At 41.3% G+C, this 17,595-nt stretch carries 17 protein-coding genes and 1 pseudogene; 8 read left to right on the forward strand and 10 right to left on the reverse strand.

All coding sequences use genetic code 11. The features are described 5' to 3' along the window. The first annotated feature begins 26 nt into the window (after positions 1-26). On the forward strand, positions 27-1,529 hold the full coding sequence (locus tag D8S85_RS13310; RefSeq protein WP_106481096.1) for an RNA-binding domain-containing protein: 1,503 nt from the start codon (positions 27-29) through the stop codon (positions 1,527-1,529). 9 nt (positions 1,530-1,538) lie between these two features. On the opposite strand, the gene D8S85_RS13315 is transcribed toward D8S85_RS13310, so the two are convergent. From D8S85_RS13315 to rplM, 5 genes are all read right to left on the reverse strand, one after another. Further along, on the reverse strand, positions 1,539-2,204 hold the full coding sequence (locus D8S85_RS13315) for an HAD family hydrolase (protein ID WP_127075220.1): 666 nt from the start codon (positions 2,202-2,204) through the stop codon (positions 1,539-1,541). A gap of 75 nt (positions 2,205-2,279) precedes the next feature. After that, positions 2,280-3,098 carry a translation elongation factor Ts gene (gene tsf / locus D8S85_RS13320; protein WP_106481098.1) on the reverse strand — a complete coding sequence of 273 codons (819 nt, stop codon included), beginning with the start codon at positions 3,096-3,098 and terminating at the stop codon, positions 2,280-2,282. An 82-nt stretch (positions 3,099-3,180) separates the two neighbouring features. Continuing rightward, complete coding sequence (gene rpsB, locus D8S85_RS13325; protein WP_127075222.1) at positions 3,181-3,966, reverse strand: 30S ribosomal protein S2; 786 nt, start codon at positions 3,964-3,966, stop codon at positions 3,181-3,183. Positions 3,967-4,059: 93 nt separating this feature from the next. Then, a complete protein-coding gene (gene rpsI, locus D8S85_RS13330; RefSeq protein WP_027200745.1) occupies positions 4,060-4,446 on the reverse strand; it encodes a 30S ribosomal protein S9 in 387 nt (128 codons plus the stop codon). Between the two features lie 6 nt (positions 4,447-4,452). Continuing rightward, positions 4,453-4,908 carry a 50S ribosomal protein L13 gene (gene rplM, locus D8S85_RS13335; protein WP_027200744.1) on the reverse strand — a complete coding sequence of 152 codons (456 nt, stop codon included), beginning with the start codon at positions 4,906-4,908 and terminating at the stop codon, positions 4,453-4,455. 706 nt (positions 4,909-5,614) lie between these two features. Here rplM and hemW point away from each other — a divergent pair. The 4 genes and pseudogenes from hemW to D8S85_RS13355 all read left to right on the forward strand — a co-directional run bounded on the left by hemW (position 5,615) and on the right by D8S85_RS13355 (position 10,373). Continuing rightward, a complete protein-coding gene (gene hemW / locus D8S85_RS13340) occupies positions 5,615-6,736 on the forward strand; it encodes a radical SAM family heme chaperone HemW (protein ID WP_106481100.1) in 1,122 nt (373 codons plus the stop codon). A 61-nt stretch (positions 6,737-6,797) separates the two neighbouring features. Continuing rightward, positions 6,798-8,243, forward strand: coding sequence for an asparagine--tRNA ligase (gene asnS, locus D8S85_RS13345; RefSeq protein ID WP_172726516.1), 1,446 nt, complete (start codon positions 6,798-6,800; stop codon positions 8,241-8,243). Between the two features lie 22 nt (positions 8,244-8,265). Then, positions 8,266-9,755, forward strand: a pseudogene (gene rpoN, locus D8S85_RS13350) (RNA polymerase factor sigma-54). An 18-nt stretch (positions 9,756-9,773) separates the two neighbouring features. Further along, positions 9,774-10,373 (forward strand): PAP2 family protein, encoded by a 600-nt coding sequence (locus D8S85_RS13355; protein ID WP_228423223.1) that lies wholly within the window; start codon positions 9,774-9,776, stop codon positions 10,371-10,373. On the opposite strand, the gene D8S85_RS13360 is transcribed toward D8S85_RS13355, so the two are convergent. Genes D8S85_RS13360 through D8S85_RS13365 form a run of 3 tightly spaced genes read right to left on the reverse strand, consistent with a single transcriptional unit; the run spans position 10,370 to position 11,300 of the window. Beyond that, positions 10,370-10,537: an SPOR domain-containing protein gene (locus D8S85_RS13360; protein ID WP_240648655.1), complete on the reverse strand. Its 168-nt coding sequence runs from the start codon at positions 10,535-10,537 to the stop codon at positions 10,370-10,372. The genes D8S85_RS13355 and D8S85_RS13360 overlap by 4 nt on opposite strands. An 11-nt stretch (positions 10,538-10,548) precedes the next feature. Further along, on the reverse strand, positions 10,549-10,869 hold the full coding sequence (locus D8S85_RS21520; RefSeq protein ID WP_172726518.1) for a hypothetical protein: 321 nt from the start codon (positions 10,867-10,869) through the stop codon (positions 10,549-10,551). A gap of 11 nt (positions 10,870-10,880) precedes the next feature. Continuing rightward, positions 10,881-11,300 carry an SPOR domain-containing protein gene (locus D8S85_RS13365; protein ID WP_106481103.1) on the reverse strand — a complete coding sequence of 140 codons (420 nt, stop codon included), beginning with the start codon at positions 11,298-11,300 and terminating at the stop codon, positions 10,881-10,883. 115 nt (positions 11,301-11,415) lie between these two features. Between D8S85_RS13365 and D8S85_RS13370 the strand changes: the two genes are divergently transcribed. After that, the gene (locus tag D8S85_RS13370) at positions 11,416-12,213 is read left to right on the forward strand and encodes a peptidylprolyl isomerase (RefSeq protein ID WP_106481104.1); all 798 of its coding nucleotides are present in this window, start codon (positions 11,416-11,418) and stop codon (positions 12,211-12,213) included. A gap of 94 nt (positions 12,214-12,307) precedes the next feature. Here D8S85_RS13370 and mutS read toward each other — a convergent pair whose 3' ends face one another. Beyond that, entirely contained in the window at positions 12,308-14,923 is a 2,616-nt protein-coding gene (gene mutS / locus D8S85_RS13375; protein ID WP_127075226.1) for a DNA mismatch repair protein MutS, read from the reverse strand. A gap of 255 nt (positions 14,924-15,178) precedes the next feature. Here mutS and D8S85_RS13380 point away from each other — a divergent pair, with 255 nt between their 5' ends. After that, entirely contained in the window at positions 15,179-16,726 is a 1,548-nt protein-coding gene (locus tag D8S85_RS13380; RefSeq protein WP_106481106.1) for a tyrosine-type recombinase/integrase, read from the forward strand. Here the strand turns inward: D8S85_RS13380 and D8S85_RS21525 are convergent. Beyond that, positions 16,723-16,860, reverse strand: coding sequence for a hypothetical protein (locus D8S85_RS21525; protein ID WP_158641583.1), 138 nt, complete (start codon positions 16,858-16,860; stop codon positions 16,723-16,725). The two genes, D8S85_RS13380 and D8S85_RS21525, sit on opposite strands and share 4 nt — an antisense overlap. A gap of 364 nt (positions 16,861-17,224) precedes the next feature. Here D8S85_RS21525 and D8S85_RS13385 point away from each other — a divergent pair, with 364 nt between their 5' ends. Continuing rightward, positions 17,225-17,479: a hypothetical protein gene (locus D8S85_RS13385; RefSeq protein ID WP_106481107.1), complete on the forward strand. Its 255-nt coding sequence runs from the start codon at positions 17,225-17,227 to the stop codon at positions 17,477-17,479. Positions 17,480-17,595: the final 116 nt, after the last annotated feature.

Raw genomic sequence — 17,595 nt, forward strand, 5'->3', positions numbered from 1 at the left:
TTTGTAAGATAATTAACTGGCAAAAAATGGATAGCAAGGAATTACAACAGATTGTAGCATGCGGGGAAACGAGTACGGTTCAATTTAAGGAACATTTCTCTAATCAAGACAGCATTGCTGCCGAAATGGTGGCCATGTCTAACGCTTGTGGGGGGATGATTTTATTTGGGATAAAAGACAAGACGGGAGAAATTACGGGTTTGCGTTACCCTGAAATTCAGCAAATTAATTCGATACTGGCAAATATAGCCACGAATCTGTTGCGTCCGGTTATTTACATACAAACAGAAACGGTGATCATTGACGACCGTGCTGTTCTTGTTGCCCGCGTTGCGGAAGGTGATAATAAACCTTACAAGGATTTACACGGGGTAATTTGGACGAAACAGGGGGCTGATAAGCGTAAGGTCATGGAGAATAGTGAAATCATTCGATTGTTTCAATGTTCTGGGATGCTTTATGCCGACGAGCAACCGATTCCTTTCACTTCCGAAAAGGATGTAAACGGAAGTATATTGGATGAATTTATCCGTAAAGAATATGGGCGGGAGAAAGAGTCTTTTGGTGTTCCCTATACGGAACTTTTACAAAATCTTAATATTCTGAAAGAAAATAGGATGACGTTAGCCGGATTATTGTTTTTTGGTAAAAATCCTCAACAATTTCGTCCTACTTTTATGATAAAAGCGGTTTCTTTTTTCGGTAACAATATTGCGGGTATTAATTATAGAGATAGTAAGGATATAACCGGAACTTTGCCTGAATTATTTGACAAGGGGATGTCTTTTCTGAAAGCAAATCTTCATAGTGTCCAAGCTGGACGAGGATTTAATTCGATCGGACAACTTGAGATTTCTGAGATTGCGTTAGAGGAATTACTTCAAAACGCTCTTGTACATCGCGACTACACTAGAAACGCTCCGGTGCGGTTACTCATATTTGATAATCGGGTAGAAATAATCAGCCCGGGTTGTCTGCCAGATGGATTAACCGTAGAAAGCATTAAATTGGGTACAGCCGTCGTGCGTAATCCCTTCGTCGCTAACTTCTGTGCCAAAATGATGCCTTATCGCGGACTTGGTTCAGGGATTATTCGAGCATTGCGAGAAGAACCGAATTTAGAATTTGTGAACGACTCCGAGAGAATGCAATTTGTTTCTGTAATAAATCGTGTTTATGATGATAAGATAAATGATCCTATAAACGTTACTGAGGGAATAAATGAGGGGATAAATGATCCTATAAACGTTACCGAGGGAATAAATGAGGGAATAAATGATCCTATAAACGTTACTGAGGGAATAAATGAGGGAATAAATGATCCTATAAATATTGGAGAGGGAATAAATGAGATTGAAACTTTGATTCTTGCTTTTTTAGAGAAAAAACCGGGTGCTAAAGGTGGTGAAATTATTCAATTCCTTCAAAAAGGGACTTCCACGATCGAACGTTATTTGAGATCGTTGAAAGAGAAAAACTTAATCGAATATAGAGGTTCGCGTAAGACGGGAGGATATTTCAAAAAATAGAGAGATGTCTTAATGACTATGTGGTAACAACGCCCGTTTTAATTCATCTACCGATGCGACAATTCGTTTGGCTCCGGCTTGGGTTAATTCCTCCCGATCCCCGTAGCCGTACAAAACCCCGATGCAATCAATGCCGGTATTGCGAGCCCCGATGATATCGTGCTTCCGGTCGCCAACCATCACAACGTCACTCAAGTCCCAAATATCATTATTTTCCAGCACATGGCGTATCACCTCGTCTTTATGCGATAAAGAACCGTCAAGCCCGCTTCCTCCCACGAATTTGAAGTAACGACTCAAGTGGAAATGATCAAGTATCTTTTCGGCATAATAAGCCGGTTTTCCGGTAGCCAGCATCACTTGCTTCCCGGCCTCGTTTAATTCCTGCAGAAGACGCTCCATGCCGGGATAAACGGCATTTTCGTATATGCCCGTCTCCGCGAATCTTTCCCGATACCTCCGGATGCCTTCCTCGGCTTCATCCGTGCTGAAATGACAGAATTCCATCAGGGACTCTTTCAGCGGGGGACCCACGAATTTGCGTAAATCGTTCAAATCCTTCACCTCTATCCCGAAGTGCTTCAAGGCATATTGGATCGACTTCGTGATCCCTTCCATGGAATCGGTGACCGTACCGTCAAGGTCTAAAAGAATGTAAGTGTATTCTGGCTGCATATCGTGGGTGTGAGTGGATAAAAAAACAGGCCTATTGCTAAGCCTGTTCCTATATTTCAAAGATTTATCCCTGTATTAGGCATTCAACGTGAAACGTAAGAAAGCGGTAACAGTTAAATCTTTATCTACACTCTTCAAGTACTCTCTTACAGACATTTTACCGTCTTGCTCGAAAACTTGGTTTAACAACGTAGACTCTTGGAAGAATTTGTTCAAGCGACCTTGAGCAATTTTATCCAACATGTTCTCCGGTTTACCTTCTTCACGAGCTTTTTCGCGACCGATCTCGAATTCGTGATCGATAACGTTTTGAGGAATACCGTCTTTATCCACAGCAACAGGAGCCATGGCTGCCACTTGCATGGCGATATTTTTCTTCACTTGGGTGTCAGCTGCTTTGTTGAAACCAACAACGGTTGCCAACATGTTTCCCGGGTGAATGTAGATCACGCAATCTTCTGCTTTTATGAAACCGTAATAGCTCAATTCCAGTTTTTCACCGATAACACCGGTTTGTTCTGAAATCTGGTCAGCGATGCTTCTACCGTCCAGTTGGATAGCCAACAAATCTTCGGTAGTTGCAGGCATGTTAGCTAAAGCGGCGTCAAGAATCTTCGTCGTGAAAGCGATGAATCCCTCGTTTTTAGCCACGAAGTCCGTTTCGCAGTTCAAGGAAACCATAACTGCATTCTTTCCATCGGTTTTGGCCAAAACGCATCCTTCTTTTGCTTCTCTGTCTGCACGTTTGCTTGCAACAACAAGACCTTTCTTACGGATGATATCAACGGCTTTGTCGAAATCTCCTTCAGCTTCTTGTAATGCATGCTTGCAGTCCATCATTCCGGCGTTTGTTGCTTTACGCAACTTCATCACGTCTGCTGCTTTTATTTCCATATGCTTTAAATCTCCATGTTAATTCGATTTCAGAAGTTAGATCATGCAATCTAAAATCTGAAATCTAAAATCAAAAATTAGTCTATTCTTCAGAAGCGGTTTCGCTTACTTCAGCCACTTCGTCTTGAGCAGCTTCAGCTTTCTCGGCACCTTTCTTGTCTCCTTCTTTCTCTCTCTCGGCTTTTCTTTCAGTCAGACCCTCTTTGATGGCTCCGGCTACCTTGTCGATGATTAAAGAAATAGAAGTTGAAGCGTCGTCGTTAGCCGGGATCACGAAATCAATTCCTTCCGGGTTTGAGTTCGTATCCACGATAGCGAATACTGGAATTCCCAGCGTGTTAGCTTCTTTTACAGCGATATACTCCTTCATCACGTCAACCACGAAAAGAGCTGCCGGAAGACGAGTCAAGTCAGCGATGCTACCCAAGTTCTTCTCCAATTTTGCTCTTTGACGAGAGATCTGAAGTTTTTCCCGTTTTGAAAGGTGAGCGAAAGTACCGTCTTTTTCCATCTTGTCGATGGTGGTCATTTTCTTCACGGCTTTACGAATAGTCGGGAAGTTGGTCAACATACCACCCGGCCATCTTTCAGTCACGAACGGCATATTGATATTAGAAATTTTTTCAGCAACAATGTCCTTAGCCTGTTTCTTTGTTGCAACAAACAGAATTCTTCTACCTGATTTAGCGATCTGTTTCAAAGCTGCACTTGCCTTGTCCAACATGATGGCTGTTTTGTTCAGGTCAATAATGTGGATATCATTACGCTCCATGAAAATATACGGAGCCATTTTAGGATTCCATTTACGGGTAAGGTGTCCAAAGTGACAACCTGCATTTAATAATTCGTCGAAATTTGTATTTGACATTTTGTGTCTTCTTTAAAGTTTACATTCTTAAATTTAATCAATTGTCGGGTAGTTCTCCACAGAAGTCCCGCCAATTTAGATACTAAACTCCTATTAACGTTTAGAGAATTGGAATCTCTTACGAGCACCAGGACGTCCCGGTTTCTTACGTTCCACTTCGCGCGGGTCTCTGGTCATGAACCCTGCTGCTCTTAATTTTGATTTATCCTCTGCGTTTACTTTCACTAATGCTCTGGCAATTCCTAAACGTAAAGCTTCAGCTTGTCCGTTGAAACCTCCACCTACAAGGTTTACCTTGATGTCATATTGTCCCAACACGCCTAATAACTCAAGCGGTTGTTTTACAATATACTGGAGGGTAGGCAATGTGAAATATTCTTCCAGGCTTTTCTTGTTGATCGTAATATTGCCTTTTCCTTCGTTAAGATAAACGCGGGCTACCGCTGTTTTTCTTCTACCTACTGCATTTACTACTTCCATACCTTGTTATTTAAGTGCGTTTATATCAATTACTTTGGGCTGTTGTGATTCATGGTTGTGCTCCGGTCCTACGAACAGGTGCATGTTCTTGAATACAGCTCTTCCAAGGCGATTTTTAGGAAGCATACCTCTAACAGCATGTTCCAGAATTCTTTCCGGGAATCTTTTCATCTCTTCAGCCGGGGTAGAAATCCGTTGACCTCCAGGATACTGGGTGTGTCTGCGATACTGTTTGTCTGTTAATTTGTTACCCGTGAAGATAACTTTTTCTACGTTGATAATGATTACATTGTCTCCACAATCCACGTGGGGAGTGTAACTGGGTTTGTACTTGCCTCTCAATAGTTTCGCAACTTTAGCGGCAAGACGTCCCACAACTTGGTTCTCTGCGTCAATCAAAACCCATTCTTTCTGTGCAGTGGCTTTGTTGACATAAGTTGTTTTGTAACTAATCTGATCCACTTTTTTTTAATTAAAAATTAAACTTCTGTTTGTATTTCTTCGTGGGACTCTCGGCATTCTATCCGGTTGAAAATAACGAGGTTTATCGGGCAAACTGATATAATTTTCAACGGAGACAGGTGCATTGTAAAGAGCATGGCTAAGGTATCCCTTACAATTTTAGCGAGTACTCCACTCCAAAATGAGGGGCAAAATTACACATTAATACGTGAATTCCAAAACATTCCGCGAAAAGATTTGTGCCGGAGTGTTTGGATGTACTTCTGAATCATGTGTTTGATGACGGACGATTGGCGTGTATTTTCCGGTATAGGGGGTGTTTATTTCTTGGTTTTACCGTGTAATTGGCGTAATAATTTGACAATTAGTCAATTCAAGCGGTTTGCTTCCGTATCACTTCCGTGTAAAACGCTATTAGAACGCTATTAGAACGCTATTAAAACGCTATAGAGAATAGCGTTCTAATAGCACTTTAAAAGTACTTTTTGAATTCTTTATCCAGATATGATCAGGAAGAGACCATGAAGTGGTCATGAAATGATGATTTAAATCAGTTTGACGTCTTGATTCCCAGGGTTTAAAGATCTTATAAGGTGAGATTTTGCCATCGAAAATTTCGCGAATGGCAGTGAATAAATCCCTTGAAGTCTTATGGTCGGTGTGAATAATTGTTGTTAATTTGCAGTGAATCTATTAAAATCATGTTATGGGAATCTACGTGCACGTACCTTTTTGCCGGAGTAAATGTTTTTATTGTGGGTTTTATTCGGTGGCTTCGTTGAAATTGAAAGAGGCGTATTTGAAGGCGATCGAGCGGGAAATAGACTTGCGTAAGGGATATTTACCGGAGGACGAAGTGCATACGCTTTATTTTGGAGGTGGAACCCCGTCTTACTTGGAATGGGAGGATTTGAAGCGGGTCGTGGCGACGTTGGAGGCGAATTATTCTTTCGTACCGGGGGCGGAGCGTACAATTGAGCTGAACCCGGAAGATTTGACGGAGGAGAAGTTGCGGGGGATAAGGGATTTGGGCTTTAACAGGTTGAGTATCGGGGTGCAGTCTTTTTCGGACGAGCAATTGAAACGAATTAACCGGACGCACTCGGCCCAACAAGCGCGAGAGGGGATTGAGCTTGCCGCCAACATGGGGTTTGATAATATAAGTATGGATTTGATTATCGGTTTACCGGGGCAGACGGAGGGGGAGTTGTTGGATGACGTGGAGAAGGCAAGTCGTTTGCCAATAGCTCATTTATCCGTGTATATGTTAAGTATTGATTCAAATACGGTGTTTGAGCATATGGTGAAACGGGGCGAGTTTCGCTTGGAGGATGAGGAGGTGATGGCCGAACGTTATCAGCGGGTGTGTGAACGGTTGAAAGAGTCGGGTTTTGAACATTATGAAATTTCCAATTTTGCCCGGAACGGGAGATATTCCCGTCACAATACATCTTACTGGCAACAAAAGCCATACATCGGTTTCGGTCCTTCGGCGCATTCTTACGACCTGCATTCCAGGCAATGGAATACGGCGAATTTGAAGGTTTATATAGATCATTTAGATAAGGGGATGCTTTCATTTGAAAGAGAGGAGTTAGCATCTGTTGACTTGTATAATGAATACGTGATGACGAGTTTGAGGACGATGTGGGGAATGGAGAAACAAAAGTTGGAGGGAGATTACGCCGTGTTTTGGAAACAGGTGCAAGAGCAAGTCCGGAAATACGAGAGTTCCGGGGATTTGATCGAGGAGAGGGGAAGATGGAAAATTAGCGAGGCCGGATGGGTAATTTCAGATACGATTTTGAGTGATTTGTTCGTGGTCTAGTTTTTTACATGAAAAAATACTATTTTTGCGGTTGTAAGTTTAATATTTAAATGTTTTTCAGATGAAAACGAGTAGAATGTCAGTCAAAGAATTGTTGCAGTCAGGAGATTGCGGTAAAGAGGTTGAGGTTAAAGGTTGGGTGAGAACCAAACGCGGTAATAAACAGGTGAATTTTATTGCCTTGAATGACGGCTCTACGATCAATAATATACAGGTGGTAGTTGATATGGAGAAGGTGGCCGAGGAGGTGATGAAGAAAGTAACGACCGGGGCGGCTGTTCACGTGAAAGGATTGCTCGTGGAAAGTACGGGTAGTGGGCAGGCTCATGAGATTCAGGCAAAGGAGGTGATCGTGATGGGTGAAGCTGATCCGGAGAAATACCCGATACAACCGAAAAAGCATAGCCTGGAGTTTTTGCGCGAGGTGGCTCATTTGAGGTTCCGCACGAATATTTTCGGTGCCGTATTCCGTATTCGTCACGCGATGGCTTTCGCTATTCATCAATATTTTAACGATCACGGGTTCTATTATTTACATACTCCGCTGATCACGGCTTCGGATTGCGAGGGAGCGGGCGAGATGTTCCGGGTAACGACGCTTGACGCGAAGAATCCTCCCCTGCTGGAAGATGGAAGTGTTGATTTCAGACAGGACTTTTTCGGAAAATCGACAAACTTGACGGTGAGCGGTCAGTTGGAAGGTGAGTTGGGTGCCATGTCACTAGGTAAGATTTACACGTTCGGACCCACTTTCCGGGCAGAGAATTCAAATACCACGCGTCACTTGTCGGAGTTCTGGATGATCGAGCCGGAAGTTGCTTTCAATGATTTGGAGGATAACATGGATTTGGCAGAGGACTTCTTGAAATATTTGATCCGTTATGCTTTGGAGCATTGCATGGATGATTTGTTGTTCTTGAGCAAGCGTTTGCAGGAGGAGGAGAAGGACAAGAAGGCAGAGGATCGTTCCATGGAGTTGATCGAGAAGTTGCAGTTCGTGTTGAACCACGATTTCGAACGGGTTACTTACACGGAGGCTATCGAGATATTGAAAAACAGCAAGCAAAATAAAAACGGTAAGTTCCAGTATCCGGTAACGGGTTGGGGTGTGGATTTACAGAGTGAACACGAGCGTTACTTGGTAGAGAAGCATTTCAAGAAACCGGTGATTTTGACGGGTTACCCGAAGGAGATCAAGGCTTTTTATATGAAACAGAACCCGGACGGAAAGACGGTTGCCGCGATGGATGTGCTTTTCCCGCAAATCGGTGAGATTATCGGGGGATCACAGCGTGAGGAGGATTACGATAAACTGGTGACCCGTATGAAGGAAGTCGGTATTCCGGTTGCATCCATGTCTTGGTATTTGGATACCAGACGGTTCGGTTCCGCGGAGCATAGCGGGTTCGGACTTGGGTTTGAACGTTTGTTGTTGTTCGTGACCGGAATGGGGAATATCCGTGATGTGATTCCGTTCCCGCGGACACCGAAAAATGCCGAATTTTAAGAATAAATTGAAATAGAAGAGGATGCTCAAGCAAAATTTACAACAGAAATTAGGGTTAAAGATCAATCCGTTGCAGATACAGCTGATAAAGTTACTTGAGCTTCCTACTTATCAGCTTGAACAGAGGATCAAGGAGGAATTGGAGTCAAATCCGCTTTTGGAGGAGGGGGAGGAGAAACCGGAGCCGGAAGTTGATATCAAGGAGGACGGGGATGAAGTGGATTTTGATGAAAATTCACCGGAAGAGGATAATTACGAGTCTTCGGAGGATGAATTTTCTTTAGATGATTATATTAGTGACGAGGATGATGTTCCGGATTATAAGTTGACGACTTCGAACGCTTCGAATAATGATGACGCGCGGGAGTTCGTGCTTTCCGGTGGGGTATCTTTCCGGGAGAATCTGGAGCAACAGTTGGGGACGCAGCACTTGGAGGAGAAGGATCGAAAGATTTGCGAGTACATTATTGGCAATATAGATGATGACGGTTATTTGCGCCGGGACGTGGAGAATATCGTGGATGATCTCGCTTTTGGGGCCGGTATCGAGGTGGATGAAGAGAAGATCGAGTCCTTGTTGCATGTCGTGCAGCAGTTTGATCCGCCGGGAGTGGGGGCGAGGGATTTGAGGGAGTGTCTTTTGTTGCAGGTGAAACGACGTTTGGCGGAGATGTCCACGCCGGCTTTGATGAATGCCCAGATCATATTGGAGAATTATTTCGAGGAGTTCTCGAAAAAGCATTACGAGAAGATTTCCAAGCGGATGAGGATTTCAGAGGAGGAGTTGAAGGAGGCCGTGGACGAGATACTGAAATTGAATCCTAAACCGGGCGGACAGATTTCCGACTCCTCGGTTCCGGGAGCAGAGAAGATTATTCCTGATTTTAACTTGGATATTGTGGACGGAGAGTTGCAGTTGAGCTTGAACACGGGGATATTCCCGAGTTGAGGTTGAACAAGTCGTATGTCAATATGTTGGAGGATTACCAGAAGAATTCGAATTCCCGGGAGAAGAAGGATGTGGTGTCTTTCGTGAAATACAAGTTAAATTCGGCCCGTTCGTTTATTGATGCCGTGCAACAGCGGAATAATACGCTGATGTTGACGATGACCGCTATCGTGCAGTTCCAGAAACCATTTTTCCTGACGGGAGACGAGAGTAAGTTGAAACCGATGATTCTCCGGGATATTGCCGATATTACGGGACTGGATGTTTCTACCATTTCGAGGGTTTCTAATTCTAAATATATACAAACTTGGTTTGGCATCTATTCGTTGAAACAATTCTTTTCAGGAAGTATGCCGACAAGTAGTGGAGAGGAAGTTAGCACGGGCGAGTTGAAGAACGTGTTGAAGGAAATCGTGGACGGTGAGGATAAACGTAAGCCTTACACGGATGATGAGTTGGTGGAATTAATGAATAAAAAAGGTTACCAGATTGCCCGCCGAACGATTGCGAAGTATCGTCAGTTGTTGGATATTCCGGTAGCCCGACTTCGTAGGGAAGTTTAAAAGTCATAATTTTGAAATATGAAAATACTTGCTTTTGCCGTGTCCATACTGTTTCATCCTTTGCTTTTGCCTTTGTACGTGTTGTTTATCACATTTCATACAGGAACAGTTTTTACTTATGTTCCGGCGTACACGCAGAATATGTCTTATTTGCTGACGTTGTTTGGGGTGATATTGATTCCTCTGCTTTGTTTGCCATTGTTGAAGTGGTTCGGTTTGATCGAGGGTTACCGTCTGATGCAGAAGCAGGACCGGGTGTTCCCGGTATTGGTGACGATCGCGGGGACTTTTATCGTGTTTTATTTCTCTCGCAATTTGCCGTATTCTAATATCGTGAGGCAGCTTTATCTGATTATGGTGATCATGCTTTCCGGTTTTATGATCGTAACGCTCCGTTGGAAAATCAGTATGTACATGACGGCGATTGGGGCATTGTGTGGTTTTGTTTTTATTTTGGGAATAAAGTATTTGGGGGATGTGATTAATTTGTTGCCTTTGCTGATTTTAGTTTCCGGCCTTGTTGCCTCCGCTCGTTTGTATTTAAAACGCCATACCCCCGCCCAAGTGTATGCCGGGTATATTTATGGCGCTGTTGCCGTAGTGGCTATCATGTATTAATGGAGCATGATCCAAATGTCGCTTTGTCCTAGTTGGGTGGCGAGTAGATCTCTTTGTTTGGTGGCCTCTTGTTTGTCCGTGTAGTTCGCGATGCTGACACGATAACGTTGGTCTTTGATAATGATCTGTGCATCCGGGAAACCTTTGGCTTTTAGTTGTGTCACGTCGTTTTCGGCTAGATTTTCCCGCGGGTGGCTGGCCACGATGATGTGGTAACTTTTGGTATTCGTTTTTTTGATGTTTTGTTCCGTTCCTTGTTTTTTGTTGTTTGCTGCTGGGAAGGGAGCGTCTTCACGTTTGATGTGATCGTTGTGTTGTTGGCATCTTGAGAGTAATTTTGTTTGATGGTGTCAAGGGAAACATGGTTTGCCGAAATCGAGGCCGGAAGGCTTCTTTTCACGTTGACGGTGGTCAGGTTCTTGGAATTCATTTTATCCCGTTGACAGCCGACGAACGACAACATCAGAACGAATGATAGGAACAATACGGGTTTCATGTTACTTGTGTTTATTTTATTTGGTAGATCCAAGTCTCTTCTTTACCGGGGATTTCATGAATTTTTCTCACGGCTGTAATCGCTTCTTTCTCAGTTTTGTATCCTTCGTAGGCAACGAGATAAAGATCCCTGCTATAAGGCATGATGATGGCATTTGTATAGCCTTCTTTATGTAGGTTGTCATACATGCGATCTGCATTGTCTTTGATGCGGAAGCAGCCACCGATAAGGAAATATTCCGGAGCTTCTTTTACCGCGGTGTTTTCCGTTACCGTTTCTGTTGTTGGGATGGTGTCTTTTATAAAAACAGCCTTGTTTTCTACGTTAACCGCTTCTTTTTGCGTCTTCGTGTCTTTTGTTTTCTTTTTATCTTGACATCCGGAGATCGCAATCGTTAGGATGACAAGTGTAAATAGTAGAATCGTTTTCATGTTTGACAACGTTTTGGTTTATCATGCCAAGATACAAACAAATTTATTGTTAGTAAAGTATTTTCTTCTATTTTTGTGGTGAAAGAGTCTAATTGTAACCAATAAAAGAGTTATTATGAATAAATTTATCGGAGTATTGTTGATTTTGGTTCTTGCCGCTTCGTGTAAGAAAGAAATGGAACCGATTGTGAAAATTACCACGGAGTACGGGGATATAAAGATTCGTTTGTATGATAAAACACCGAAGCATCGGGATAATTTTTTGAAGTTGGTGGATGAGAAATTTTATGACGGTTTGTTGTTCCACCGGGTGATTAATCATTTTATGATACAGGGGGGAGATCCGACGTCGAAGAATGCAGGGCCGGACGTGATGTTGGGCGAGGGTGACGTGGATTACCGGATAGACGCGGAGTTCGTGCCGGAGTATTTCCATAAGAAAGGGGTGCTTGCAGCTGCACGGGAAGGAGACGATACCAATCCGGAGCGTAAATCCAGTGGAGCGCAGTTTTATATTGTTCAAGGGAACGTGTATTCTCCGGAGCAGTTGGAGGCTACTGTAAAGAGTATCAATGAAAGACGTAAGATGGCGTTGTACGGGCGATTGAAGAATCAATACAAGGATGAGTTTGCCCGCTTGCAAGAGGCAAATGATTCGGAGGCTTTGAATGAGTTATCGGAGAAATTAACACGTGTGTGTGACAGTTTGTTCGTGAATGAAGAGTTCGTGCTGACGGAGGCGCAAAAACAGGCTTACACTACGGTGGGCGGAACTCCTCATTTGGACGGACAGTACACGGTGTACGGGGAGGTGATTGAAGGATTGGATGTACTGGATAAGATTGCCGCGGTGAAAACAAATTCTTTCGATAGACCGGTGAAAGATGTTGTGATTGAAAAGATTAGAAGGTAGAATGCTCCAAGGGTGTGTTGATTGCCAAGCGGTTTCCCCTCCTGTGTAAGGAGGGGGGTAGGGGAGGTAGTTAAATAACGGGAATTTTTAGGGATTAAATTCCCGTTATCTTTTTTATCTCGTTCAATTTATTCAATGCTTCAAGAGGGGTTAGGCTGTTGATGTCGAGTCCGGCTATTTCATCCCGAATCTGTAATAGCACGGGATCTTCCAGTTGGAAGAAACTAAGTTGAATGCCTTCCCTTTCGTTTCCTATTTTAGCAACGTTTTTTTGTATTGCTCCACTTGAATTCCGGTCGTTTTCGAGTTGCTTCAATATCTCGGATGAACGTTTGATGACGGATTGTGGCAGACCAGCCATTTTACCGACCTGTATACCGAACGAGTGGTTGGAGCCGCCTTTCACCAGTTTGCGGAGGAATACAACCTTGTTGTTCACCTCTTTTACCGATACGTTGAAATTCTTGATCTTCGGATAAGAATGTTCCATTTCGTTCAGTTCGTGGTAATGGGTGGCAAAGAGGGTCTTCGCTCTGTTTTTCGAGTTTTCGTGTAAAAATTCGACGATAGCCCAAGCAATGGAGATACCGTCATACGTGGAGGTGCCTCGTCCAAGTTCATCGAATAGTACAAGACTTCGATCGGAGATGTTGTTCAAGATGTTGGCAGCCTCGTTCATCTCTACCATGAAGGTGGATTCTCCCAAAGAGATGTTGTCGGACGCTCCAACGCGGGTGAAAACTTTGTCAACATACCCGATCTTTGCTGATTTGGCAGGGACAAAACATCCGGCTTGGGCCATGATCACGATGAGTGCCGTCTGGCGTAAAAGAGCGGATTTACCTGCCATGTTGGGCCCTGTGATAATGATGATTTGTTGTTTGTCGTTATCGAGGTAGAGGTCGTTGTCGATGTAGTTTTCTCCCGGAGGCAACTGGCGTTCAATGACCGGGTGGCGTCCTCCTTTTATATCGATCACGAAAGATTCGTTGATTTCCGGTCGATGATAGTCATTGGTGATCGCTATGTTGGCGAACGAGATGAGAGCATCGATGTGAGAGATGACGCGGGCATCCAACTGTATCGGTTTGATGTAGGAGGCTGCCGTTGCCAGCAGGGTGTTGTATATGTCACTTTCTAATTCTTGAATCCGGTCTTCAGCCCCGAGAATCTTTTCTTCGTATTCTTTTAGCTCTGGAGTGATGTAACGTTCGGCGTTGACAAGGGTCTGTTTGCGTATCCAAGTATCGGGAACTTTGTTCACGTGAGTTTTGGTCACTTCAATGTAGTAGCCGAAAACATTGTTGAAGCTGATCTTTAATGTTGGTATTCCAGTATTCTCTATCTCACGTTGTTGCATTTTTAGTAGAAGTTCTTTTCCGTGAGAAGAGATTTCTCGCAATTCATCCAGTTCGGCGTTGACTCCGGGAGCGATGACATTTCCCTTGTTGAGCATTGAGGGGGCATCTTCCTTGACTTCATGTTCTATTCTTTGGCTCAATGTTTCGCAATCATCCAGTTGTTGCATCCATTTAGCAAGGACTTCGTTTCCGGTAGATAAGCATTGCTCTTTCAACGGTTTGATGGATTGCAATGCAATTTTTAGTTGAACCATTTCTCTTGGAGAGATACGACCGACAGCGATTTTGGAGGCGAGGCGTTCCAGATCTCCGATGGTGCGGAGAATTTGTTCCAGTTCCAAACGTTCCGTTTCGTGATGCACGAAACATTCCACGATGTCCAACCGTTCGTTTATGTCTGCCGGTTTTTTCAGGGGCATACACAGCCAACGACGCAAGGTGCGTGAGCCCATCGGGGTGATGGTTCGATCGATGATGTCTGCCAAGGAGCTTCCTCCTTCGTGCAGGGTATCCAAGATTTCAAGATTACGCAGCGTGAAGCGATCCAGCAAGACGCAGGTTGATTCGTCGATGCGGGAGATCGAGGTGATGTGTCCCACTAGTTCGTGCTTTGTCATGTCGAGGTAGTACAATATTGCACCTGCAGCGGAAATACCGCAGTCCATTTTATCAATACCGAATCCCTTTAGCGACGATACTTCAAAATGCTTTTTGAGACGATCTGCCGCGGATTCTGTTTCAAAGAACCATTCCTCGATCGGGTAAGTGTAGTATTTTGTCCCGAAGAGTTCGTTGAAGCGGGCTTCCGAACCTTTCGGGTAAAGCACCTCCTTGGGTTGGAAGCTGTTTAATATTTTATCCATCGTGGCGGGACTGCCTTCTGTGGTTAGGAATTCTCCCGTGGAAAGGTCCAACAGGGACAATCCGGCTTTGGTTTTTGTGAAATACACGGCAGCCAAAAAGACGTTGTTTTTGTTGTCGATGGTGTTTTCATTATAGGAAACCCCGGGGGTAACGAGTTCAATGACTCCTCTTTTTACCAGTTTTTTCGTCTTTTTCGGGTCTTCCAGTTGTTCACAGATGGCTACCCGTTGTCCCGCACGTACCAATTTGGGCAGATACGTGTCGATGGCGTGATAGGGGAAACCGGCAAGCTCCACGTCTCCCGGAGAGCCATGGGAACGTTTGGTGAGCGTGATGCCTAATATCTTGGACGTAAGAATGGCATCTTCACCGAAAGTTTCGTAAAAGTCACCCATTCGATATAATAAAATTGCATCGGGGAATTTAGCTTTTGCCGAATAATATTGTTGCATAAGCGGTGTTTGCTCTTCTGACTTTGTTGCCATTATATAGAGTTTATTGTTTGTTATTAAATTTTGATCACGAGTTTTCGCTTTTCAAAAGTAAATATTTTGATTGAATAATTTGCGAGGTTGACTTAAAAATGAACAATATCTGTTTATCAGTAGTTTAGCTAAAATTATTGTACTCGTATCTTTTCTTTTTTATCACGGGTGGAACAGTTTCATGGAACAGTTTCATGGAACAGTAATTTGTATAAATGTTTGATTGATAAATGTGTTTGCAAATTTGAGAAAATTATGGATAAACAGTTTTTTGTTGATAATCTGCACCAAAAATTTCACATTCGCAATGTGGATAAAAATGGATTAGGTACTCTTTATGTGATTTATAGTTTGGGTGATTTTCGCATAAAATTGAGTTTACGAATAAAAATATACGTTGAACAGTGGAACAAAAGACTTAATCGTGCATACATAAGCGAAGTGTTAACCCCGCTTGATAACATGAATAATAATATCGTAAATCAAAAAATATTACGGCAGCAAAATGTTTTTGAACGACTAAAATTATATCTTTGTGAAAATCCGGAAAGCATAAAATGTATTGAATTTGTTTTGAAAAAATTTTTTTACAACGATATGAAAGTATCCAAAAAACTACCTCCTGTATTGCAAATGAGACGTTATGTTAGAGAGTCTAATAATCTAAAGGAGTCTTCTAAAGAAAGGTATAATGAAGGTATTAATGTGTTTGAAGACTATCTAATGACAAATAATATTAAATTGAATGTATTTGAAGATTTAGATTATAATGTGTTTGTTAATTATATCGATTATTTATTCAATAGACGTACTTTGGCAGGAACAACATTAGCAATAAATACTATTCGTGATAGGATTAATCAATTAAGAATTATTTTACGTGGATGTGAATATTTGAATGATAAAATATTGCATTATAAATTACCGAAAAAAAAGGGTGATAATGTGCAAGTTTATTTGGATGAGAATGAAATTAGAAGAATTTATGATTTGAATTTGAGTGGTAAAGAAGAGCGAGTGAGAGATGTATTCGTATTACAATGCTGGACCGGACAGCGATATTCTGATATGTGTAATTTTAGACGGGAAAGCTTAAAAATAGAAGATAGTGGTATAAGAATAAAATTAATTCAAAGTAAAACGGGAAAATTAGTTGAAATACCTGTTTTTAATGAATTAGCGATTAATATTTTGAAAAAATATAATTTTCAGATTGATTTCCTCGAAAAAAGCTCGTCACTTGCAACGCAAGTATTGAAAATAATAGCGAAAAAAGCAAAGATTGTAGATGTAATATTAAAGAATGTACAACGAAAAGGGGGGAATGTTATAGAAAGAAAATATAAATATGAAATGATAGGTACGCATACAGCTCGCAGAAGTTACATTACAAATATGCTAAAAAAAGGGTATACTAAGGAAGATTTAGTTAAAATAACGGGGCATAGTAATGGAAGTAGTTTTGATGTATATGATAAACAAACATCACATGATGTTACAGAGAAAATACTCTCAAAAGAATCAAATAAGGCTACTAGTACTACTAATAATGCTGACAATATGATTAGAGAAGTTGTTGAATTAGCTCAAAAAAATGTTTTATTGACTCAAGAAAATAAACAAATAGAACAAGAATATGTTGATATAAAAAGAAAATTGGATATAATAACTTTTGACTCTATTTGTGAAGAATTAGCCATGGAAATTCCAAGCGAAAATGATTTTATTGGAAAAACTACAGACGGAGAGTGGATTACGGATGAGGAGGTGAAAAAGCAAAGAAAAGAAAAAAAGAAAATTTAACTCCTTTTCTTTTCCTGCCAAAACTTTTTCATAGCTTTTGATATCGCCTTTTTGTGTTCATTACTTTTTTGTTGATTTCTTAGAGCCTCTTTTATGTGTTTTCTGTGTGTTGCCGTTTTTTTCTTGTTTTTCATTTTTAGACTTATTTTGTGTTTAGTAATCTCATTCATAAGTTTTTTTAATAAATATCAATAAGTAGATAAGTTTGTTTCTCTATCAGAAAAAATTTTGTAAAAAAATACACGTCAAACAGACATATGGTAAATAAGATAGAATGTACTCAATTTGTGAGAGAAAGGATACACTATAAATGACGTGTCAATAAAGAGCTACAAATTTAATGTAGTAGATAAAATTACGGTCTAATAATAATATAATTATATTAAAAAATGTTTTCTTTAAATTAGAAATAAACACTCTGTAATACACATGATAAACTGTTTGTTTGATAAATAAATAAGTTATATATTTGTCGTGTTAACTTTAAAATTTAATATTATGGCACGTCCAAAATCAAAAAATTTAACAATTTTCGAGAAATTACAAAAGAAAGAATCTATAGACTATTCTGAATATACTTATAAACAGCTTGGTGAGGCTATAGAAGAAATTTTCAACAAATATGTAGAAGAAAGAGATAGAAAAGTGTCACTAAAAGATTTGGAAAACGTCAAAAAATTGTGTGATAAATTAGGCGAATCTGTCAATAAATTAATCTCTCCAAATACACACGATTCAGATAAAGCAAGTTGATAGTAATGTGTCAAAGAATGATATTATTAAGTATCACATTTTGATACTTCGTAGACTCAATTATTGTTGTGTAATCAAATATATAGTGTAATCAAATAAATCTATTTTTGTTTGTT

Origin of the sequence: Butyricimonas faecalis, assembly GCF_003991565.1 — a bacterium.
GTDB lineage: Bacteria > Bacteroidota > Bacteroidia > Bacteroidales > Marinifilaceae > Butyricimonas > Butyricimonas faecalis.